This window comes from Butyrivibrio sp. Su6 (genome assembly GCF_900108105.1).
In the GTDB taxonomy this organism is placed as follows: domain Bacteria; phylum Bacillota; class Clostridia; order Lachnospirales; family Lachnospiraceae; genus Butyrivibrio.
Genome location: NZ_FNUR01000009.1, coordinates 111,252 through 129,637, shown reverse-complemented (window position 1 = coordinate 129,637; position 18,386 = coordinate 111,252). Strand labels below are relative to the sequence as shown.

Genomic DNA, 18,386 nt, shown 5'->3' with positions numbered 1-18,386 from the left:
CGCTCCTTAGTAGCCCCTTTCTGAAAGTGTCAGAGGCATCTCATCGAAAAGAATTGTCTTATAGGGAAGTATCCTGACTCCATCCGCTGAAGCTCCCCTCATATAAAGGGCAAAATACCCTATGCAGAAAAGAACTGTCAAAACCGTCAGAAGTTTCTTTTTCCTGTCATCCCTGATATGAAGCAAAAGAGCCGGTATAAACAGTATATGTGTAACTGTCATGTAATAACCGATTCTGGAGATTATAGGTAAAAAAGATCCAAATACGTAAAGGGCAAGAGCCATGATATTGCAGTGGAAATAGAACATATAGCGCTTGTCTGTATTTACCACATCTTTAAACAGCCACAGGGATATCACCAGTATTAAAAAACACCTTAATATGCTAACAGGGCTTGTTCCGCCTGAAAGATATTCCGTATCCTTGTAAGAGGGATATAAGAATATCACTATTTTCAGATAAAGATCCTGCAAAAAGAGGCAGGATATGCACATGAGTCCAAAAAGCCCATACATCCACCTTCTCCACTTGATAGAAGCAAGGGGATATAAGACCAGGATCACCAACACGGATTTGTGGAAAAGTGCTCCGATCAAGACCATCAAAAGAAATCTTGGCCAGTCTTTTTTCAGTACAAACTTTACTGAATACAGGGCCATTCCAAGGGCCAGGTAATATCTAACTGTACTGATTGACTGGAAGTAGTAACCAAGCAGCATGAACATCATAAAGCTGAAGGAAAACCACTCGCTCTGCTGCCACATGGCTGTCATAAAAAATAAAACGGTAAAAAAGGTAAATACTGCAAAAACCAGAATATAATTCTCAAATCCGCAAAGGTAATAAATTGCATAGGTCAAAGCGTTAAATCCGGGCTCCGTAGGAACATAGGCGTGGCTGAAAACCAGGTGCATGAACTCAACGTACTTGGCGTAGTCATTGCCCACGTTTACTCTCAGGGCAGAAACCCAAAACAGCGTAGAAAAGATAAAGAGCAAAACTATTACGTTTACTGCTCCCTGTCTTGTCACTGTACCGCTTCCGATATTTAGTTTCGTCTGCCTAAGAAGTAGTGCCAGAAGCACAACTACTGCAGTCAGTGTCAGATATATCGCCATTTATACCTTCTCTAGTGTCTTTCCGTGGTCAACTCCGTCCCACAGTACCTTTACACTCTTAAAAAGTCCCATTTCATTACACATGATATTTCTATTTTTTAATAAATATCTAAAGCCCAGAGCCTTAGCCATTTTCCCGTAAAGAAAATGGTATAGGACTCCTCTGTCAAAAAAGAACTTGTTGTTGTAGCCCTTAAACCAGGTAGACTCATTTGGTCTTTCATGTCCCACAACAACTGTGGTTCTGTAAAGATTAAGGCCGGCCTTTAAGCAGTCATGTAAAAAGAGGCTGTCCTCGCCGTTCATATAGGGTGCTCCACCGCCAAAAAGCAGAGAAAATCTCACATTTTTTTCTATTATCTTTTCTCTCCTGGCAAATACTGCATAGGAGGGATATCTTCCATAATTTTTCCAGTTAACCTTTGCAAAGTCCTCATTCCAGTAGGTTTCTCTGCCTTCCTGAGCCTTTACGTTAAAAAGAAGAAGGTCAGCCTCGGGATGAGCGTCAAATTCATCAAGGACTTTTTGCACATAGCCATCATCATAGATAATGTCATCATCGGCAAACTGGATGATCTCGTGATCAGCGTGCTCAAGAGCTGTGTTTCTGGAAAGGCCAACACCCTTCTCATTTCTTTGAAGGACCAGGATGTCTCTGCCTTTAAACTCTCTTTTTTTCTCAGTGTCAGGCGCTTTTTCACCTATTATCTGATTTACGATCACAGCATCTGAGGAAATGTTCATATCCTCAAGAAGACTGTCTATATTTTTATTTACAGCTGAAACCAGTATCTGTAGCCTCTCTGGCATGCATCTTACCTCTATTTATAGTCTGTAGTATTTTTTCAAAAACTTCTCATCTGCCCTGACAAGGACAACTCCTAGGATAGGGCACTCATGCTTCTGAAGCTGAGCCACTATGTGATCATTCATAGTTCCGCATCTTTTTCCTTCAGGGATTCCAAGGATAACACCGTCGCAGGTACCAATCTTCCTGTAGTTTTCAAGGACATTTCCCGGTGTCTCCATGGCAATGATTTTCTCTGTTTGGGCACTGAACCTGTTTCCAAGAGATTCTTTAACAGCCAAAAGATCTTTTTCTGAAACCGAAACATCCAATGCACTGTCAGTTGAAATAAAGATCACCTTTTCAGCCCCTGCCACATTTTTTTCGAAAGCAGCCTGAAGCTCGTTTCTAAAGTATTCACTCTTTCCTGCAACTCCAAGTACAGGAACGTCAAATCTCTTTTCAATATCCTCAGGAACATAGACCGCATCATCAAGGGCATCTACAAGCAAAAGTACAAATATGGTCAGAACAAAACATGCCACTGCTCCAAAAGCTGCTGCCGTGAAGGTCTTGTCACTATATGTCACAAGGGCAGCCTCTGACTTGCTAAGGAGCTTAATAGATGTGAAAGCATCATTGGTTTCGCCATAGCTTTCAAGGGATTTATCTGTCGCATCAGTAATGAGGTCTGCGTGGTCCTTATTATTGTTTTTTACTGTAACAAGAAGGAGTCGTACATCTGAAGGAATCTCGGCAGCAATAGACTCTGCCACTTCCTGCCTTGTTATCTCATCCTCTGAAACTCCTGCCTTTTTGAGATTACTCATGACTTCATCAAGGATGTCATCAGTAGTCATCAGAAGGCTCCAGGTATAAGCGTTATAGTAATCAACCTGGCTCTTTGCATTTTCATCATAAGCAAATTTTATATAGAGCTTTGACTCAGTGCTATAGGTCTTTTCAGGGCCAAAGGTTACGGTAACAAGCGTGTATATGCAGCCTGCAACTATAGCTCCTATAATCGCAGCAAGGGGAATGATCCATATTTTCTTAATGAGTCTTAAGTAAAAACTCCTGAGATCAAGAGTTTCATCCATATGTCTTAAATCGCTTCTTCCCATGTTGTCACCTCTGTAAAAGCATGTTTATGTCAAGAGTTCTTTTGTGCAGTAGTCTGTCCTGATTCAACCCCCTCAGTAGAATCCGGGGTGAAAAGAATCTTAACTGTAAGCAGCATCAGCTTAATATCAAGCCATACTGAATAGTTCTCAATGTAAGTAAGATCGAGCTTTAATTTGTCGTAAGGAGTGGTGTTGTATTTACCATAAACCTGCGCATAGCCCGCAAGTCCGGCTTTTACCTTCATTCTGAACGCAAACTCAGGCATCTCCTTAAGATACTGCTCAATGATCTCAGGTCTCTCAGGTCTTGGTCCGATAAAGGACATCTCTCCCTTGAGGATATTAAAGAGCTGAGGAAGTTCATCAATTCTGCAGGAGCGGATAAACTTACCGATTGGAGTTATTCTGGAGTCGTTCTTGGCAGCAAGGCGGGCAACTCCGTCTTTTTCTGCATCAACTTTCATGCTCCTGAATTTCATGATCCTGAACTCTTTCCTATTAACTGTACAACGAACCTGTTTATAGAGCACAGGGCCGCCATCATAGGCCTTTATGATAATGGCTGTGATCAGCATTATTGGCGATGTCAGTATTATGAGAACAAGAGAAATGATAATGTCAAAAAATCTCTTTATAGCTCTCTGCTCAATCTTTATGGCATATTCTCTAAGGAGCAGCACAGGTGTATCAAACAAATGAAGCTGTGATGAGCCTTTTAAGAGAACATCTGTTATCTTTGGCATTACATATATGCGAATATTGTTGCCATAGCAGTACTTTACAAGACCGTTTCTGAACTTGCTTGGTACATCCCAGATGATCACTCCGTCGTAATCACCCAGACACTCTGCATATATTTTGTCGATACCCTCATCAATGTTCATTTTCTTTTTGATGTGGTATTTATCTTTCCTGGAATTGAACTTGGTCACAATATCATCAACGGAGTACTCACCGCTTATAAGAAGGAGCTCTCTTGGCGGGAATATGGCCATATATATGGCGTTGGTGATATATGCCCAGGCAAAAGAAATAATGAGCTGGATCACAAATATCTCAACCATTGGGACAACTTTTACCAGCCAGTTTCTCAAAAGGGCAATCTGGAAATATGAGATGAAATTCACCATAAACAGCGCGAAAATCTGTGAAAAGAACACATCCATGGGCTTAAGATATCCAATCTTAAGACCGCCGTATGTATTTGAGAAGAATAAAAGCAATACAAAATATATTGCCAGAATCAACAGATGTCCACGAAAATACAGTTTTAATCCACTACCTAAATTGTATCCGTCGACACTGATACGAGTAGAAGAAACTATAGGATAATATGTGCTAAACCAAAACCATGCGTACACAGCAGTCTGCATACTTAATCCGATAAATCCCAAAAACAGCACAAGGATTCTCTTCACTGATTCCACATGTTTCATAAATTCCCCTTTTAGCGATCAAAAGAGCCTTCTAAGTGTAGCTCTTACCGCCCATCCTCCAAAATAAAATATTGATTCCAAGACTGATAAATTAGCAATGTTTCTATACAAAAACCAAATTCTCTCAACTGCAACAAGTTTATTGGAAGAAAGAGATTTGGCAGGCCTTCTGTAAATAGCAAGATTCTCATTAAGGCCGTAAGCGGTAATGCCGCTCTTTAGTATTCTCCACCAGGTAGCTGTGTCCTCACTTGGAACCTGGGGCATATGGATTATCTCCATATCTATTTTTTCTGTATCAAACATAACAGTTGTAGTAAAAATGATTGTTCTGGAAAGAGCCTTTCTAAAGGTAAGCTCCTTTGGAACCTTTACAACTTTGCCTGTAGGTTTGGCGTTCTCATCTCCAAACTCATAGGAATGGAAAGCAAAGGCTGCGCCGGTTTCTTCCATGAATGCTATCTCTTTTTCCAGCTTCTCCGGTTTCCAGACATCGTCGGCATCAAGGAAAGCAATGTATCTCCCAGCCGAAGCATCGATACCGGTATTTCTGGCTGCTGCTGCACCTTCATTTTTTTCTTTCCTGATGAGACGGATTCTTTTACCCATGGAAGAGATAAGCTCTTCGATGTAATCGGCACTTCCATCCCTTGACGCATCGTCTACCAGTATAAGCTCCCAATCCTTATAGGTCTGGGCGCACACCATGTCTATACAGTCTTTTATATATTTTTTTGCATTATAAACAGGAACTACAATACTGACCATCAAATTTCCTCTTTTACTATGTATAGTGGGCGCTTTTTAACCTCAAGGTATGTCTTTGAAAGATACTGGCCCACAATTCCTATACAAAAGAGCTGTACTCCGCTTACAAGCAAAATGATACAAACAAGTGATGGCCATCCACTTGTAGGATCTCCGTAAAGGGATTTTCTTACAATCGTAAAAATGATAAAGAAGAAAGCCAGCACACAGAACAAAACTCCTATAAGTGATGCAAACGCAAGAGGAACTGTTGAGAATGCCACAATTCCATCAAGTGCGTAAACAAAAAGCTTCCAGAAGGACCACTTTGTTTCGCCCTTCATACGCTCGATATTTTCAAATTCTATCCACTTATTCTTAAATCCAACCCAGCCAAAGATACCTTTGGAGAATCTGTTATATTCCTTCATTGAAAGGATGGCATCCACAAACTGTCTGGTCATGAGCCTGTAATCTCTTGCTCCATCAACGATCTCGGTTTTTGAAACCTTGTTGATAAGTTTGTAGAACATCCTTGCAAAGAATGATCTGATAGGTGGCTCGCCCTTTCTGTCTACTCTTCTGGTGGCTACGCTGTCATACCCCTCATTGACAATAGCCTCGTACATCTGTGGCAAAAGAGCCGGTGGATCCTGAAGATCACAGTCCATGATGGCAACGTAGTCGCCCTTAGACTTTTCAAGTCCCGCGTACATAGCAGGCTCTTTTCCAAAGTTTCTGGAAAAGTTAATGAGATGAACTCTCTCATCCTTAGCCGCAAGTTCTTTTACCTTTTCAACAGTCTTATCCTTAGAGCCGTCATTAACATAGATAAATTCAAAGTCAACATCATGACCTTTGAAATAAGCTTCGTTCTTCAATACCTCATTGTAGAAATCAACAATGTTCTCCTCTTCGTTATAGCAAGGCACTATAACACTTAACAGTCCCATTCTATCTACTCCCACCTTATAAATAAATTATCAGCGCATACTAAGCGCAATTCTATTCAGTATTTTACACTTAAAGCTATGGTCTTTCAACCTGTGGCCTTTATTGGACTAAAAAACCCGCCAGTGAGGCGGGTTTTCAAAATCTGCATATTTATTATCTTTCTGCGCGCATAGGATTGTTAAGGAAATCCTCGTAAGCAAGCTTGATACCATCATCAAGTTCTGTCTTGTAGGTCCATCCAAGGTTCTTGGCCTTTGATACATCAAGAAGCTTTCTTGGTGTGCCGTTTGGCTTTGAAGGATCCCATCTTATCTCTCCTGTGTAACCAATGATCTTGGCTACTTTCTCAGTAAGCTGCTTGATTGTCAGCTCTTTTCCTGTTCCTGCATTGACAGTCTCGTTGCCACTGTAGTTATTCATAAGGAATACACACAGGTTAGCAAGGTCATCTACATAAAGGAACTCTCTAAGTGGGCTTCCGTCTCCCCAACATGTAACGTAAGGAAGATTCTGCTCTTTTGCCTCGTGGAAACGACGGATAAGGGCAGGAAGCACGTGTGAGTGAGTTGGATGATAGTTATCATTTGGTCCGTAGAGGTTTGTAGGCATAACTGAGATATAGTCAGTTCCATACTGCTTGTTCAGATACTCGCAGTACTTAAGTCCTGAGATCTTAGCAAGGGCATATGCCTCATTTGTCTTCTCAAGCTCTGATGTAAGAAGACAGTCCTCTTTCATAGGCTGTGGAGCCATTCTTGGATAAATACATGATGATCCAAGGAACTCAACCTTTTTGCAGTTGTTCTTCCATGCTGAGTGGATAACGTTCATCTCAAGGATCATGTTCTCATACATGAAATCTGCAAGGGCCTCTGAGTTACCCATGATTCCACCAACCTTAGCAGCTGCAAGGAATACGTACTCAGGTTTCTCTTCTGCAAAGAACTTTTCAACCTCATCCTGTCTTGTAAGGTCAAGCTCTTTGTGAGTTCTTGTAACGATATTAAAATATCCCTGTCTGTGCAGTTCTCTGACAATGGCTGATCCAACCATTCCTCTGTGACCTGCTACATAAATCTTAGCATCAAAATCCATCATTGTTTTTTACCTTCTTTTAATTATTTATCAATACCTTTTTCAAGGAACTCTGCAAGGTTAAATTCAACATGCTCATTGGCTCTCTCAACAGCAACCTTGGCCATATCATGCTCAACCATGATTCTTACAAGGTCTTCGAAAGATGTTGACTGTGGATTCCAGTGAAGTTTCTCTTTTGCCTTTGTAGGATCACCCCAAAGGTTAACAACGTCTGTAGGTCTGTAGAAATCAGGTGAAACCTCTACAAGAACCTTACCTGTTGCCTTGTCATAACCCTTCTCGTCTGCGCCTTCGCCCTTGAACTCAAGCTCGATACCAGCATAGTGGAATGCAAGCTGTGCAAACTCTCTAACTGAGTGCTGAACACCTGTTGCGATAACGAAGTCTTCAGGCTTGTCATTCTGAAGGATAAGCCACATACACTCTACATAATCCTTAGCATATCCCCAGTCACGAAGACTTGAAAGATTTCCAAGATAAAGCTTGTCCTGTTTGCCCTGTGCGATTCTTGATGCAGCAAGAGTGATCTTACGTGTTACGAAAGTCTCTCCTCTTCTCTCTGACTCGTGATTGAAAAGAATACCTGAGCAGCAGAACATGTTGTAAGCTTCTCTGTACTCTTTTACGATCCAGTAGCCGTAGAGCTTAGCTACAGCATATGGGCTATATGGATGGAAAGGAGTCTTTTCATTCTGAGGAACTTCCTCAACCTTTCCGTAAAGTTCTGAAGTTGAAGCCTGGTAGATACGGCAAGTATCAGCAAGACCGCACTGACGAACAGCCTCTAATACTCTAAGGACACCTGTTGCGTCTACATCAGCAGTGAACTCAGGTGAGTCAAAAGAAACCTGAACGTGTGACTGTGCAGCCAGGTTGTAGATCTCGTCAGGACGAACCTTTCCTACAACACCAAGAATGCTCATTGAATCGCCAAGATCGCCATAATGAAGGTGGAAATGAGGCTGACCTTCAAGGTGAGCAATTCTTTCTCTGTAATCTACAGATGATCTTCTGATTATACCGTGAACGTCATATCCTTTTTCCAAAAGAAACTCTGCAAGATATGAACCATCCTGTCCTGTTATACCTGTTATTAAAGCTTTTTTTGCCATAAGTTTTCCTTTCAATTCAAAACAATTATTTGCATTTTTCTATGCTATTATATTGCGTGGCTTTCTCCTTTTAAATTCACTTTCTTGATTTTTATTTGCATTATCTTGATTAGTTGTTTATACTAGCAATTATCACTGTTATGGAGTATTTTATTATGAAAAACAGATTATTTCAAGGCGAATACGTATCCTCTGACAGACTCCTTTATACCCCGTCAGAATTCGCAAAAAGCAACCTTTTTTACCTGCAGGAAATAGGGTCTCTAAAGGCTCAGAAAAAACATACCAGCAAGAGACAGAACCTGTCCTCATTTTTGTTTTTTTACATAAGATCAGGGAGCGGATATTTGGATTATGAAGGCCGCGAATATGAGATAAAGGCAGGAGACTGCGTGTTTATCGATTGTCAGAAACCTTACTCCCACAGGACTTCTGAGGATCTGTGGTCTCTTGAATGGATCCACTTCGATGGAAATGTAGTTCTTCCTATTTATCTAAAGTACGTGGAAAGAGGCGGACAGCCCATTTTTCATCCCGATGATCCCGAGGAGATCGAAAGGATTTTCGACGGCATAAAGACTATTGCCTATTCCGATGATTACATAAGAGATATTAGGATCAACGAAGGGCTCTCATCCCTTCTTACATTCATTATGTCTTTTAGCTGGAATCCTGATATAGTACCGGAGAACAGTAATTCCAAGACTCTTTTCATGCTCAGGGAATACCTTGATAGTCACTATCAGGAGAAGATCACCTTGGATAATCTTGCAGATAAGTTCCTGATCAACAAATACGCTCTCTCCAGAGGCTTCAAAGAGCAGTTTGGAACGTCAATCATCAACTACCTATTATCTGTCAGGATAACCCACGCCAAACAACTCCTTCGATTCTCTTCTGACTCTGTTGAAGAAATCGGTAATCAGTGCGGCATTTCACCTCTCTACTATTTTTCCCGCATCTTTAAACAGATTGAAGGGATAAGTCCTATGGAGTACAGATCCCAGTGGAAGTGATACAAGAGCTTGTGTTATGGAGTTTAATCCTAAAAATAAAAATATAATTAACGTTTTATTAATATTTAATAAAACTCGAAAACGTTTGCCTTAAAAAACTGTTAAAACCTCTAAAATACAGTTAATAATCGGTTTTTCGTATATTAATTACAGTATCATCCATTTATAGGAAAGATTAATTTTCAGTTCTTATAAACGGGGATACTATATGAAAAGATTTCTGTGTGGATTTCTGCTCATAGTTTTTATGAGTATGTGGATAATTCCCATAAACTCGAAGGCTGCTTCGAAGGATGAGATTCTGACTCAGATAAATGCAGCAAGAGAAGCTGCAGGATTGTCTTCACTAACATACAGTGAAGACCTTGAGGCTGCCGCAACAATAAGGGCAGAAGAATGTGCCAGTAGTTTTTCGCATATCAGACCCTGCGGATCAGCCTGGTATACAGTTGGCTTTACCCGGGGTGAAAATCTGGCCCATGCGGAAAATGAAAATCAGCGCAAGGCTGAGAACGTCGTACTTGCCTGGCTCTTATCGCCCAAGCACAAAGAAAATGTGCTTCGAAGCTGTTTCACCTCAGTTGGAGTTTCTTACTACAGCGATTCAAACGGGCAGACATATATTGCTTGTGAGTTTAATTAAAATAAAGGCAGACAGTGGGGGACGGTTCTTTTGACTTATTGTGAACAATAAGTCAAAAGAACCGTCCCCACTGTCTGCCTTTTTATTGTCCTACACTTTTTAGTCCATCAGTTATAGTCTCTCCCAAAAGTTCAACTTCACCGGTAAGGTCATGAGTTGCAGCAGGAAATGGCGCATATCCTGCGCGGTCTCCTTCTGTGGGATAGTATATCGTGCTATCTCCAAGCTTAAAGGAATCAACATCGTAGGTTCCATAGTCCTGCTGAACAAGAAGGAACTTTGGATTAAATCTTGGGATTTCCTCATTAACTATATTTATTCCCTTGTAAACAAGCCATATGGCAAGAAGAGCAACCAGCGCTTTAAAAGATATCTCTTTTATCCCGCTGCCATTTTCTTCTAATTTATGAAAGAGCAATATTATCATTCTTCCAAAAACTATAGAGATTGTCGCAAGAACATAAACGATACCATATCTGATAAGGGGCGCGCTAAAGAACCAAAATACAAGGCATAAGATAAGCGTTCCGCTAAGTGTCAGAAAATCAGCAAGATTAAGCATACTCCTGCGACTTAGGTCGAATACTTTGTTACCAACAAGCTTGCCAGGTTTCTTTTTATATACTACTGCTACCACTCCAAAATATATGACGCAGCAAACATAAATAACGATCGATATTATTGAAAGCACCACCATTGCCTTATAGAAGAGCGAAAGCTGTCCAAACCAGTTAGGTACCCATTCTGAAAAAGGCACATTCATAAAAGCTTCCACATCATTATATCCGCGGCCAAAGGTCCTGATCTCCATTGAATCATACTGGGCAACGCCTTTTGGTATCTCCCATGCAAAGCCAAAGAGATCAAGGAATGTGACAGGATAGAGTATCCAGCCTGAGATCACTATATTTCTCCAAAAGAAAGGCATGGTTATCACCAAAGCAAGAAGCACCGAGAAGCCAAAGGCCTTTGATTTCTCCGTTGTCCTGTTGTGGAACAATTTATAGATCGGAATAATTGACAAAAGAACCATCGGCGCCGCTGAAAGCTTTACAGTAACTGCATATATTCCGACCATTGCAAGTAAGATGTATGGCACAAAAGCCTTTTCATGTCTCACATACATGTCGGTGCAGCAGATGATAATGTAAAAAACAAGTGTTGAGAGAAAATAGTCGGATGCAGGCGCTACCATCTCATCAAAGATCGTAAAAAGATAGTACATCGCTGCAATTCTTGGGAAATCAGAAATAACGATCTGTCTTCTTCTGACAATAGTCTTTATATCAAGACACTGCCACGCTAAAAGCAGTGCAAAAAATCCCGCCATTGTGTGAAACGACTGCTTACCCAAAAACGCAAAGCTATAAAAAGCCGAAAGGGTAAATGAAGCGCTGTTATAAGCAAGTCTCAAATGGAGATTACCAAGGCCCTTTACTATACCGACGCTCTCAATCCAGTGGATAGCCTGCGCATGATACAGGTCAGAGTCATAGTGCATGATTCCATGAGATGTTCCGTAAGCCATAAGAAGAAACACAAGAAGGTACCACAACCAGTCTCTTTTTGCTAAAAGAACATGTCTCATGAGATAGAATTCTTCAAATAATATGTTTCTGTAGTAAAAGGCTACAGCAATATCAAACAAAACCAAGAAGGCGTTAGCCATGAGACCAACGCCGCCAAATAAACTCAAAAACTGAGCAAATACAGTAACCACAACTATTCCGGCTACTATATAACTTTCCTGATATCTGATCTTATACTTTTTTGACACACCTTTTGAATTCACAAAAGCCATACAATCAAGTGATGTAATAGCATTTAGAAAAAAGAATCCTGTAAGATATGTGGTAGCTAAAACATAGATCCAAGTAAGTATAACTGTTATCATTATCAGTTATCTCCTGTGTTTTATTTATCCTATTGAGGAAACCACTGCGCCAACAATGATTCCAAGGATTGCGCCAAACAAAACCTGAAGCGGAGTATGTCCAACAAACTCTTTGAGTCTCTGCTCTGTTGGAATATCTTTATCAAGCTCTTTAAACCAGTCCATCATATTATTGATGACAACTGCCTGCTTTCCTGCCTGACGTCTTACGCCCATAGCATCATGCATAACGATCAGGGCTAAAACTCCTGAAATTGCAAACTCAAAGGTTCCTGCTCCATAATGATAAAAAGTTGATGTCACAAGAGCCATTACTGTAGCTGAATGGGAACTGGGCATTCCACCGTCTCCCATAAGTCTTTCAGGATTAAAGTTCTTGTTAACAATAACATATATTATGGTTTTCAGGACCTGAGCAACAAGCCATCCCCAAAATGATGCCATGAGTATAGTATTGCCAAATATATCATTTAATAATTGCATTTAAACCTCTATTCTGATCAAACAAGCTCTTTTATGTATCTCTCAATAGCCTCATGCCAGTCTGCAAACATAAAGTCAGATGTAAGTTTTAACATATAGTTCTCAAGAATACTATACGCTGGTCTTGGAGCAGACTGAGGATTCTTTGCCTGATATTCTGCTGTTGAAACATGGTTAACTTTTGTGTTCTTTCCTGCGAGTCTGAATATCTCTTCAGTGAAGTCTGCCCAGTTAGTTGAACCTTCGCATGTTCCATGGAAAATACCATAATTTTCAGTAGGAAGAAGATATGCTATAGCTTTTGCAAGCTCGTATGTACTTGTAGGTGTACCAAGCTGATCGTTAACAACGCTTACTTCGTCGTGATTTTCAGATAATGCGAGCATTGTCTTTACAAAATTCTTACCATCACCATAAAGCCATGCTGTTCTTAAGATAAAGAAATCTTTTGCAAACTGCTTTACAAACTCCTCACCTGCAAGCTTTGTTTTTCCATATACACTTACAGGATTGGGCTTATCAAACTCAACATATGGTCTTGTTCCATTGCCTTCAAATACATAATCAGTTGAAACGTGAACAAGCTTAGCCCCTGTCTCAGTTGCTGCAATTGCAAGGTTTCTTGGTCCGATCGCATTGATCTTGTAAGAAAGATCTATGTCGCTCTCCTGCTTATCAACTGCAGTATATGCAGCACAGTTAACAATAGCAACTGGCTTAACATCTCTTGCAAGCTTAAGCACCTGATCAACATTGGTTATATCCAAAGGTATAATTCCTTCCTGCTGAAAAACATCAGTATTTACAAGCTCATACTTGCCAGCAAGTTCTTTGTTTATTGCTCTTCCAAGCTGTCCATTACAACCGGTAACGATAATCTTATCCATGTTATTCCTCTCTTATTTAAAACCCAAAATCGGACGGCATCACTGCCGTCCGCTATAATGCCAGGTTTATCAATCTGCGTATGTGACACCGTTTACTGTAAACTTAGAGAAAGATCCGCCCTTCTCCTGAATTACAAATATCATTGTCTTACCTGTATTAAGTACAACTTCGTTGCCTGCATCATCATAGTAAGTTGTTGGTGCATAGTCACCAGTCTTCTCCCATGTTACGTGGATCATCTTACCCTTTGTGATGAAGTATCCGTCACGAGTTGTATCATGCATCTGATATGCAAGGTATCCGTTGTCATCACGAACTTCGTGGTATGTTCTTTGGATGATAACGTTAGCAAATGCAAGCTGTTCGCCTGTTACAGCATCCTTCTGTGCACTTCCATATAAAGTTTTAAGGTATACACCCTTTGACTCATCATATGTAAGAGCTGACTTTGTTACAGGGAAGCATCCTGACATATCGATATCAGTTGCCTCAACTGCTGATTCACCATAATCCTCTAAAGTGTTTGGATTAGAATATCCTGTAAATGTGAAGTGTGATTCACCTTCAAAATCATCTCTGTGCTCTGTTTCAAATTTAGCTTTTTCAATAGCAGCTGTTACGTGTGCGCCATCTGTGAAAGCTGTATGCTCAGATGTGCTTCCCTCAGGTACTCTGAAGAATGCGCCATAATCTGAACCCATTACACCGCCAACACCGTTTAAGTTGTCAACGTCGTCTCTTGTCAAAATAGTCTTAACATAGAGTTCAGGTCCGCCGTAGTGAACAATAATAGGATCATACTCAAGTGCTGCATATACAAAGTAATCACGAATGCTTCGGATATTACCGATTCTCTCAAGGCTTTCCCAATTCTCAAGGATACCCATCTGACGGCTCATGCTTCCTTCTTCCATGATCTCATAGAAAACTGCTACATTGCTAAGTCCGTACTGTGGCTGAGCCTCTTTGTTAATAGGGTACATAACAGCAAGTGGTCTGTTTGTGTTAACTGCTTCATCAACCCACTCGTTTGTGAAATAACTTCTAACCATTCCTTCTGCAGGTGGAACGTCCTCGTCAACTGTCTCTTCAACAGTTGCCTCTGCAACTGCTTCCTCTGGCTTAGTTACATCTTCTAACTTTTCAACACTAAGTCCAGATACTGACTCATCCCCAGCAGAGCCGCATCCAAATAACATAGCTGCAGTTAAGCCTGCGGCTATAATTGCTTTTGCTTTTCTCATATCCTGTTCAATTTCCTCTCTATTTTTTAACATGTGATAGTTTATCACAAAAATATTCTATTCGCCAAGACCGGTTTCGATAGCCTTAACAAGGGCTTCCATAGCCTCTTCTTCATCCGGACCATCGCATTTAAAAGTCAGCTCATCGCCACACTTTATGCAAGCGCCAAGAACACTAAGTACACTCTTGGCATTGGCAGTATTATCGCCATAGCTAAAAGTGATGTGAGATTTATAGTTCATTGCCACCTTACATAGATTACCTGCAGGTCGCAAATGTAATCCAGTAGGGTTTGTAATAACCACCTTCTGACTTACCATATTATAGCATAACCTCCTCGATCAACTTCGCAAGTTTCCTTGCTTCCTCCTCAATCTTAGCCTGATCCTTACCCTCTATCATTACTCTTACAAGTGGCTCTGTACCTGATGGTCTGATAAGAACTCTTCCATCTCCTGCAAACTGTTTCTCAAGTTCTTCAATAGCTCCTGCAATTTCAGGATACTCCATATATGAATCCTTCTTGTGTGTAGGAACATGTGCATTTACAAGAGCCTGAGGCATAACCTCCATAACTTTAGCAAGCTCTGATAAAGGTTTTTTGGTGTTAACCATAACCTCTAACAGATGGAGAGCTGAAAGAAGTCCGTCTCCTGTTGTGTTATCGTCAAGGAAAATAATGTGTCCTGACTGCTCACCACCAAGATTTGCTCCAATCTCTTTCATGTGCTCAAGAACATATCTGTCGCCAACTTTTGTCTTGTCGATCTGGATTCCTTCTCTCTCTCCCATTTTGAAGAAACCAAGATTACTCATAACAGTTGCAACGATTGTATTTTTGGCAAGCTTGCCATTGTCCTTCATATATTTTCCGATGATAGCCATGATCTCATCGCCGTCTACCATCTTACCATTTTCATCTACTGCAAGGAATCTGTCTGCATCACCGTCAAAAGCAAGGCCGATGTTTGCCTTCTCAGTAACAACTCTTCCCATAAGCTCTTCCATATGAGTAGATCCGCAACCTGCATTGATATTTGTTCCATCAGGATTGTTGTGGATAACTATTACTTCTGCGCCGAGCTGTCTGATAGCCTCTACTGATGTGTAGAAAGATGCACCTTCTGCACAGTCCATAACAACTTTCATTCCCTGAAGGTTGATATCTACAGCGTTGAGGTTGTGGTTGATATACTCTTCTCTTGCATCTGTACGGTTCTTGATCTTACCAATTCCGGCACCTGTAGGCATCTTTACGCCTTCCATGTTGTTCTTGATAAGAGCTTCTATTTCGTCTTCCATTGCATCAGGAAGCTTATAACCATTTCCGTCAAAAAACTTGATTCCGTTAAACTCCATTGGGTTGTGAGAAGCAGAGATAACAACACCTGCATCTACTCTGTATTTCTTTGTAAGATAAGCCACACCAGGAGTTGGGATAACACCAACATTAACTACATCAGCACCTACTGAACAAGCACCGGCCATAAGGGCACTTGCAAGCATGTCTCCTGAAAGTCTTGTATCGCAGCCAACCATGATAGTAGGCTTGTGGTTAACTTCTTTTGATAAAACATATGCTCCTGCCTGACCAAGCTGCATAGCTAAAAGTGGAGTAAGTTCATCGTTAGCCACTCCTCTGACTCCGTCTGTTCCAAATAATCTTCCCATTTCTAAAACCTCGTTATTCTTTCTTTTCTATTTTCACATAAACGCTCACAGTATTGGTGGTCTTTACACCGTCCGGAAGGTTCCAGTCAACATCGACGCTGTAGGTTCCGTCTGCAAGCTCCCCATTGTCACTATCCTGTATAAAGCTGTTAATATCTACTGTTCCTGTCAAAGAAGACGCAGATACGCTCTTGATCGTAGACACAAGTCCTGTAAGTGTCAGTGAGACAGTATCGTACTCGCTATCTTCAATTTCAGCACTATAACCGTCAACTTCACCGGCTATAGAGATATTTTTAAGATCTACATCAAAGGTCTCTTCAGTGATACCTTCAATGTGAACAACAACTGCAGCAGTACCGTTATAGTCAGCATCTCCAAATATAACTCCGCTTGGAAGATAATCCTCAACATCGATCGTGCATGCGAGGTTTCCTGTAAGTCCTGTTACATCAAGCTGTTCATCATCAATAACAATCTCTTTTACAGAAGCGATCGTGCTGTTCTTGCCAGCAATAAGCACCTGATCAGGATTGGTATCAATCTTGCCTGTAAGAGCATAGCCACTTGCCGGCTCGCCCTTTATCGTAAACTTAAGCGGAACGTACTTGGTTCCGTAAATAGTTACGTTAACATTGACTGTTTTGGCATTCATGGAGATCTGTGATGTATCTACCTGATTGCCTTCAGCATCATAAAGAACTATATCTGCATTGGTGATAATGTCGGATGTAAATCCAGTCACATCCACATCAACCTCTGCGGTCTGAACAGTCTGTACTATTGATTCAGGTCCGTTGATCCTTATCATGTTCTGACCTGTTGAAACATCTCCTATTACATATCCGTCAGAAAGACTTCCGGACGTAGTAGCTGTAATTGCAAGAGACTTAGAAGCCTTGCGCTCTACACTGAGCTTGACCACATCATTACTTGTAGATATATTCTCAATCTTGTCACTATATTTGTTGGTAGTGACATTTATGCTGACCGTATTAAGACTTGAAAGGTCCTGAATATCGGCTGTTGCTACGATATTGTTCTGGCTGAGCGAATCGATTATTGACCTTGGTGCATAGATCGTCACAGCACTGATGGTATCTGTGTTATCAAGCACTGTGTAAACCTGGCCCTGATCCGTAATAAGGTTGGTATTCTTAAGCGTTACCGGAATATTAGTATATCTGACCGATGTTACAGGGTCATTTATATTGGTAACCAAAAACCAGACGATTATAGCAAATATTAGTGAAGCGAGTTTAAGCCCCCAATTAGACGTAAGTTTTTTCATTTTTTCGCCTTTGCCTTTCTGGCAAGGTGCTTGATCGGTGCCTCTTCAGTGTGTTTATCCTGAAGTATTCTCAGGCGTTCCCTTAATCTGTCGCTGTCAACAGCTCTCTCAAGTTCGCCTTCATAAGCGATACTGATCTTTCCTGTTTCCTCAGAGACAATGATCGTAAGAGAATCTGTTGCCTCAGAAACACCTACACCGGCACGATGTCTTGTTCCAAGTTCCTTACCTATCCCCATGTTGTCAGAAAGTGGCAAATAACATGTGGCAGCTGTTACCCTGTCACCCTTTATCACAACTGCTCCGTCATGAAGTGGAGTGTTGTGCTCAAAAATATTGATAAGAAGCTGACTTGTTACTATTCCGTCAACCTCAATTCCTGTGCGTTCAAACTCAGTTAAAGGATGGTTGTTCTCGATAACTATCAGAGCACCCGTTCTGACTTTAGCCATTTCCACGCAGGCTCTGACTATTTCATTCAGGGTTCTGTCTGAGAATCTTCCCTGTGTCTTTGGGTCACCAAGTGATAACACATTGGAAAAGAAATTTTTCCTGCCCAGCTCTTCCAAAGCCTTACGAAGTTCCGGCTGCAGGATAACAACCATCGCAATAATAGCTATACTGAAAACTCTTTCCACGATCCACAAAATGGTGGACATATTAAAAAGAGCTGCAACCAAAATAAACACAACAATGACTATGACACCCTTTAAAAGTGACCATAGCCTTGTATTTTTTGCCCACACCAAAATATGATATACCAGAAACGCGATAATAAAAATCTCCAGTATATCTGAGAATCTCACAGTTGGCATGTGCAAACTTGTTCTGTTGAAATCAAATAAAAAATCTATTTGTTCCATGGTGTTCCTTTATAG

At 40.9% G+C, this 18,386-nt stretch carries 18 protein-coding genes; 2 read left to right on the top strand and 16 right to left on the bottom strand.

All coding sequences use genetic code 11. The features are described from left to right. Positions 1-6: 6 nt before the first annotated feature. The 8 genes from C4S54_RS11000 to gmd form a co-directional block, all read right to left on the bottom strand. A complete protein-coding gene (locus C4S54_RS11000; RefSeq protein WP_103869569.1) occupies positions 7-1,119 on the bottom strand; it encodes an EpsG family protein in 1,113 nt (370 codons plus the stop codon). Further along, the gene (locus C4S54_RS10995) at positions 1,120-1,929 is read right to left on the bottom strand and encodes a glycosyltransferase (RefSeq protein ID WP_242973791.1); all 810 of its coding nucleotides are present in this window, start codon (positions 1,927-1,929) and stop codon (positions 1,120-1,122) included. It abuts the gene before it with no gap. Positions 1,930-1,944: 15 nt separating this feature from the next. Further along, entirely contained in the window at positions 1,945-3,030 is a 1,086-nt protein-coding gene (locus tag C4S54_RS10990) for a YveK family protein (protein WP_103869567.1), read from the bottom strand. 29 nt (positions 3,031-3,059) lie between these two features. Next, positions 3,060-4,466, bottom strand: a complete 1,407-nt coding sequence (locus C4S54_RS10985; protein WP_103869566.1) for an exopolysaccharide biosynthesis polyprenyl glycosylphosphotransferase — start codon at positions 4,464-4,466, stop codon at positions 3,060-3,062. 18 nt (positions 4,467-4,484) lie between these two features. Further along, the gene (locus C4S54_RS10980) at positions 4,485-5,234 is read right to left on the bottom strand and encodes a glycosyltransferase family 2 protein (protein WP_103869565.1); all 750 of its coding nucleotides are present in this window, start codon (positions 5,232-5,234) and stop codon (positions 4,485-4,487) included. Then, entirely contained in the window at positions 5,234-6,166 is a 933-nt protein-coding gene (locus tag C4S54_RS10975) for a glycosyltransferase family 2 protein (RefSeq protein ID WP_103869564.1), read from the bottom strand. Before C4S54_RS10975 ends, C4S54_RS10980 begins: the two co-directional genes overlap by 1 nt. A gap of 154 nt (positions 6,167-6,320) precedes the next feature. Continuing rightward, on the bottom strand, positions 6,321-7,262 hold the full coding sequence (locus C4S54_RS10970; protein ID WP_334293926.1) for a GDP-L-fucose synthase family protein: 942 nt from the start codon (positions 7,260-7,262) through the stop codon (positions 6,321-6,323). A 23-nt stretch (positions 7,263-7,285) separates the two neighbouring features. Next, positions 7,286-8,377, bottom strand: coding sequence for a GDP-mannose 4,6-dehydratase (gene gmd / locus C4S54_RS10965; protein WP_022772648.1), 1,092 nt, complete (start codon positions 8,375-8,377; stop codon positions 7,286-7,288). 155 nt (positions 8,378-8,532) lie between these two features. Between gmd and C4S54_RS10960 the strand changes: the two genes are divergently transcribed. Further along, a complete protein-coding gene (locus tag C4S54_RS10960) occupies positions 8,533-9,393 on the top strand; it encodes a helix-turn-helix transcriptional regulator (protein WP_103869562.1) in 861 nt (286 codons plus the stop codon). 208 nt (positions 9,394-9,601) lie between these two features. Further along, positions 9,602-10,036, top strand: coding sequence for a CAP domain-containing protein (locus C4S54_RS10955; protein ID WP_103869561.1), 435 nt, complete (start codon positions 9,602-9,604; stop codon positions 10,034-10,036). 82 nt (positions 10,037-10,118) lie between these two features. Here C4S54_RS10955 and C4S54_RS10950 read toward each other — a convergent pair whose 3' ends face one another. The 8 genes from C4S54_RS10950 to cdaA all read right to left on the bottom strand — a co-directional run bounded on the left by C4S54_RS10950 (position 10,119) and on the right by cdaA (position 18,371). Further along, a complete protein-coding gene (locus C4S54_RS10950) occupies positions 10,119-11,930 on the bottom strand; it encodes an LIC_10190 family membrane protein (protein WP_103869560.1) in 1,812 nt (603 codons plus the stop codon). A gap of 24 nt (positions 11,931-11,954) precedes the next feature. Then, positions 11,955-12,413, bottom strand: coding sequence for a divergent PAP2 family protein (locus C4S54_RS10945; RefSeq protein ID WP_103869559.1), 459 nt, complete (start codon positions 12,411-12,413; stop codon positions 11,955-11,957). 17 nt (positions 12,414-12,430) lie between these two features. Then, positions 12,431-13,300, bottom strand: coding sequence for a dTDP-4-dehydrorhamnose reductase (gene rfbD / locus C4S54_RS10940; protein WP_103869558.1), 870 nt, complete (start codon positions 13,298-13,300; stop codon positions 12,431-12,433). A 69-nt stretch (positions 13,301-13,369) separates the two neighbouring features. Beyond that, positions 13,370-14,545 carry a DUF3048 domain-containing protein gene (locus C4S54_RS10935; RefSeq protein ID WP_160110751.1) on the bottom strand — a complete coding sequence of 392 codons (1,176 nt, stop codon included), beginning with the start codon at positions 14,543-14,545 and terminating at the stop codon, positions 13,370-13,372. Positions 14,546-14,602: 57 nt separating this feature from the next. Then, positions 14,603-14,866: an HPr family phosphocarrier protein gene (locus C4S54_RS10930; RefSeq protein WP_022772638.1), complete on the bottom strand. Its 264-nt coding sequence runs from the start codon at positions 14,864-14,866 to the stop codon at positions 14,603-14,605. A 1-nt stretch (position 14,867) separates the two neighbouring features. Further along, complete coding sequence (gene glmM, locus C4S54_RS10925) at positions 14,868-16,217, bottom strand: phosphoglucosamine mutase (RefSeq protein ID WP_103869556.1); 1,350 nt, start codon at positions 16,215-16,217, stop codon at positions 14,868-14,870. A gap of 13 nt (positions 16,218-16,230) precedes the next feature. Further along, the gene (locus tag C4S54_RS10920) at positions 16,231-17,508 is read right to left on the bottom strand and encodes a CdaR family protein (protein ID WP_103869555.1); all 1,278 of its coding nucleotides are present in this window, start codon (positions 17,506-17,508) and stop codon (positions 16,231-16,233) included. Further along, positions 17,505-18,371: a diadenylate cyclase CdaA gene (cdaA, locus tag C4S54_RS10915; protein WP_200821066.1), complete on the bottom strand. Its 867-nt coding sequence runs from the start codon at positions 18,369-18,371 to the stop codon at positions 17,505-17,507. The genes C4S54_RS10920 and cdaA overlap by 4 nt, the downstream gene beginning before the upstream one ends. Between the last annotated feature and the right edge of the window lie 15 nt (positions 18,372-18,386).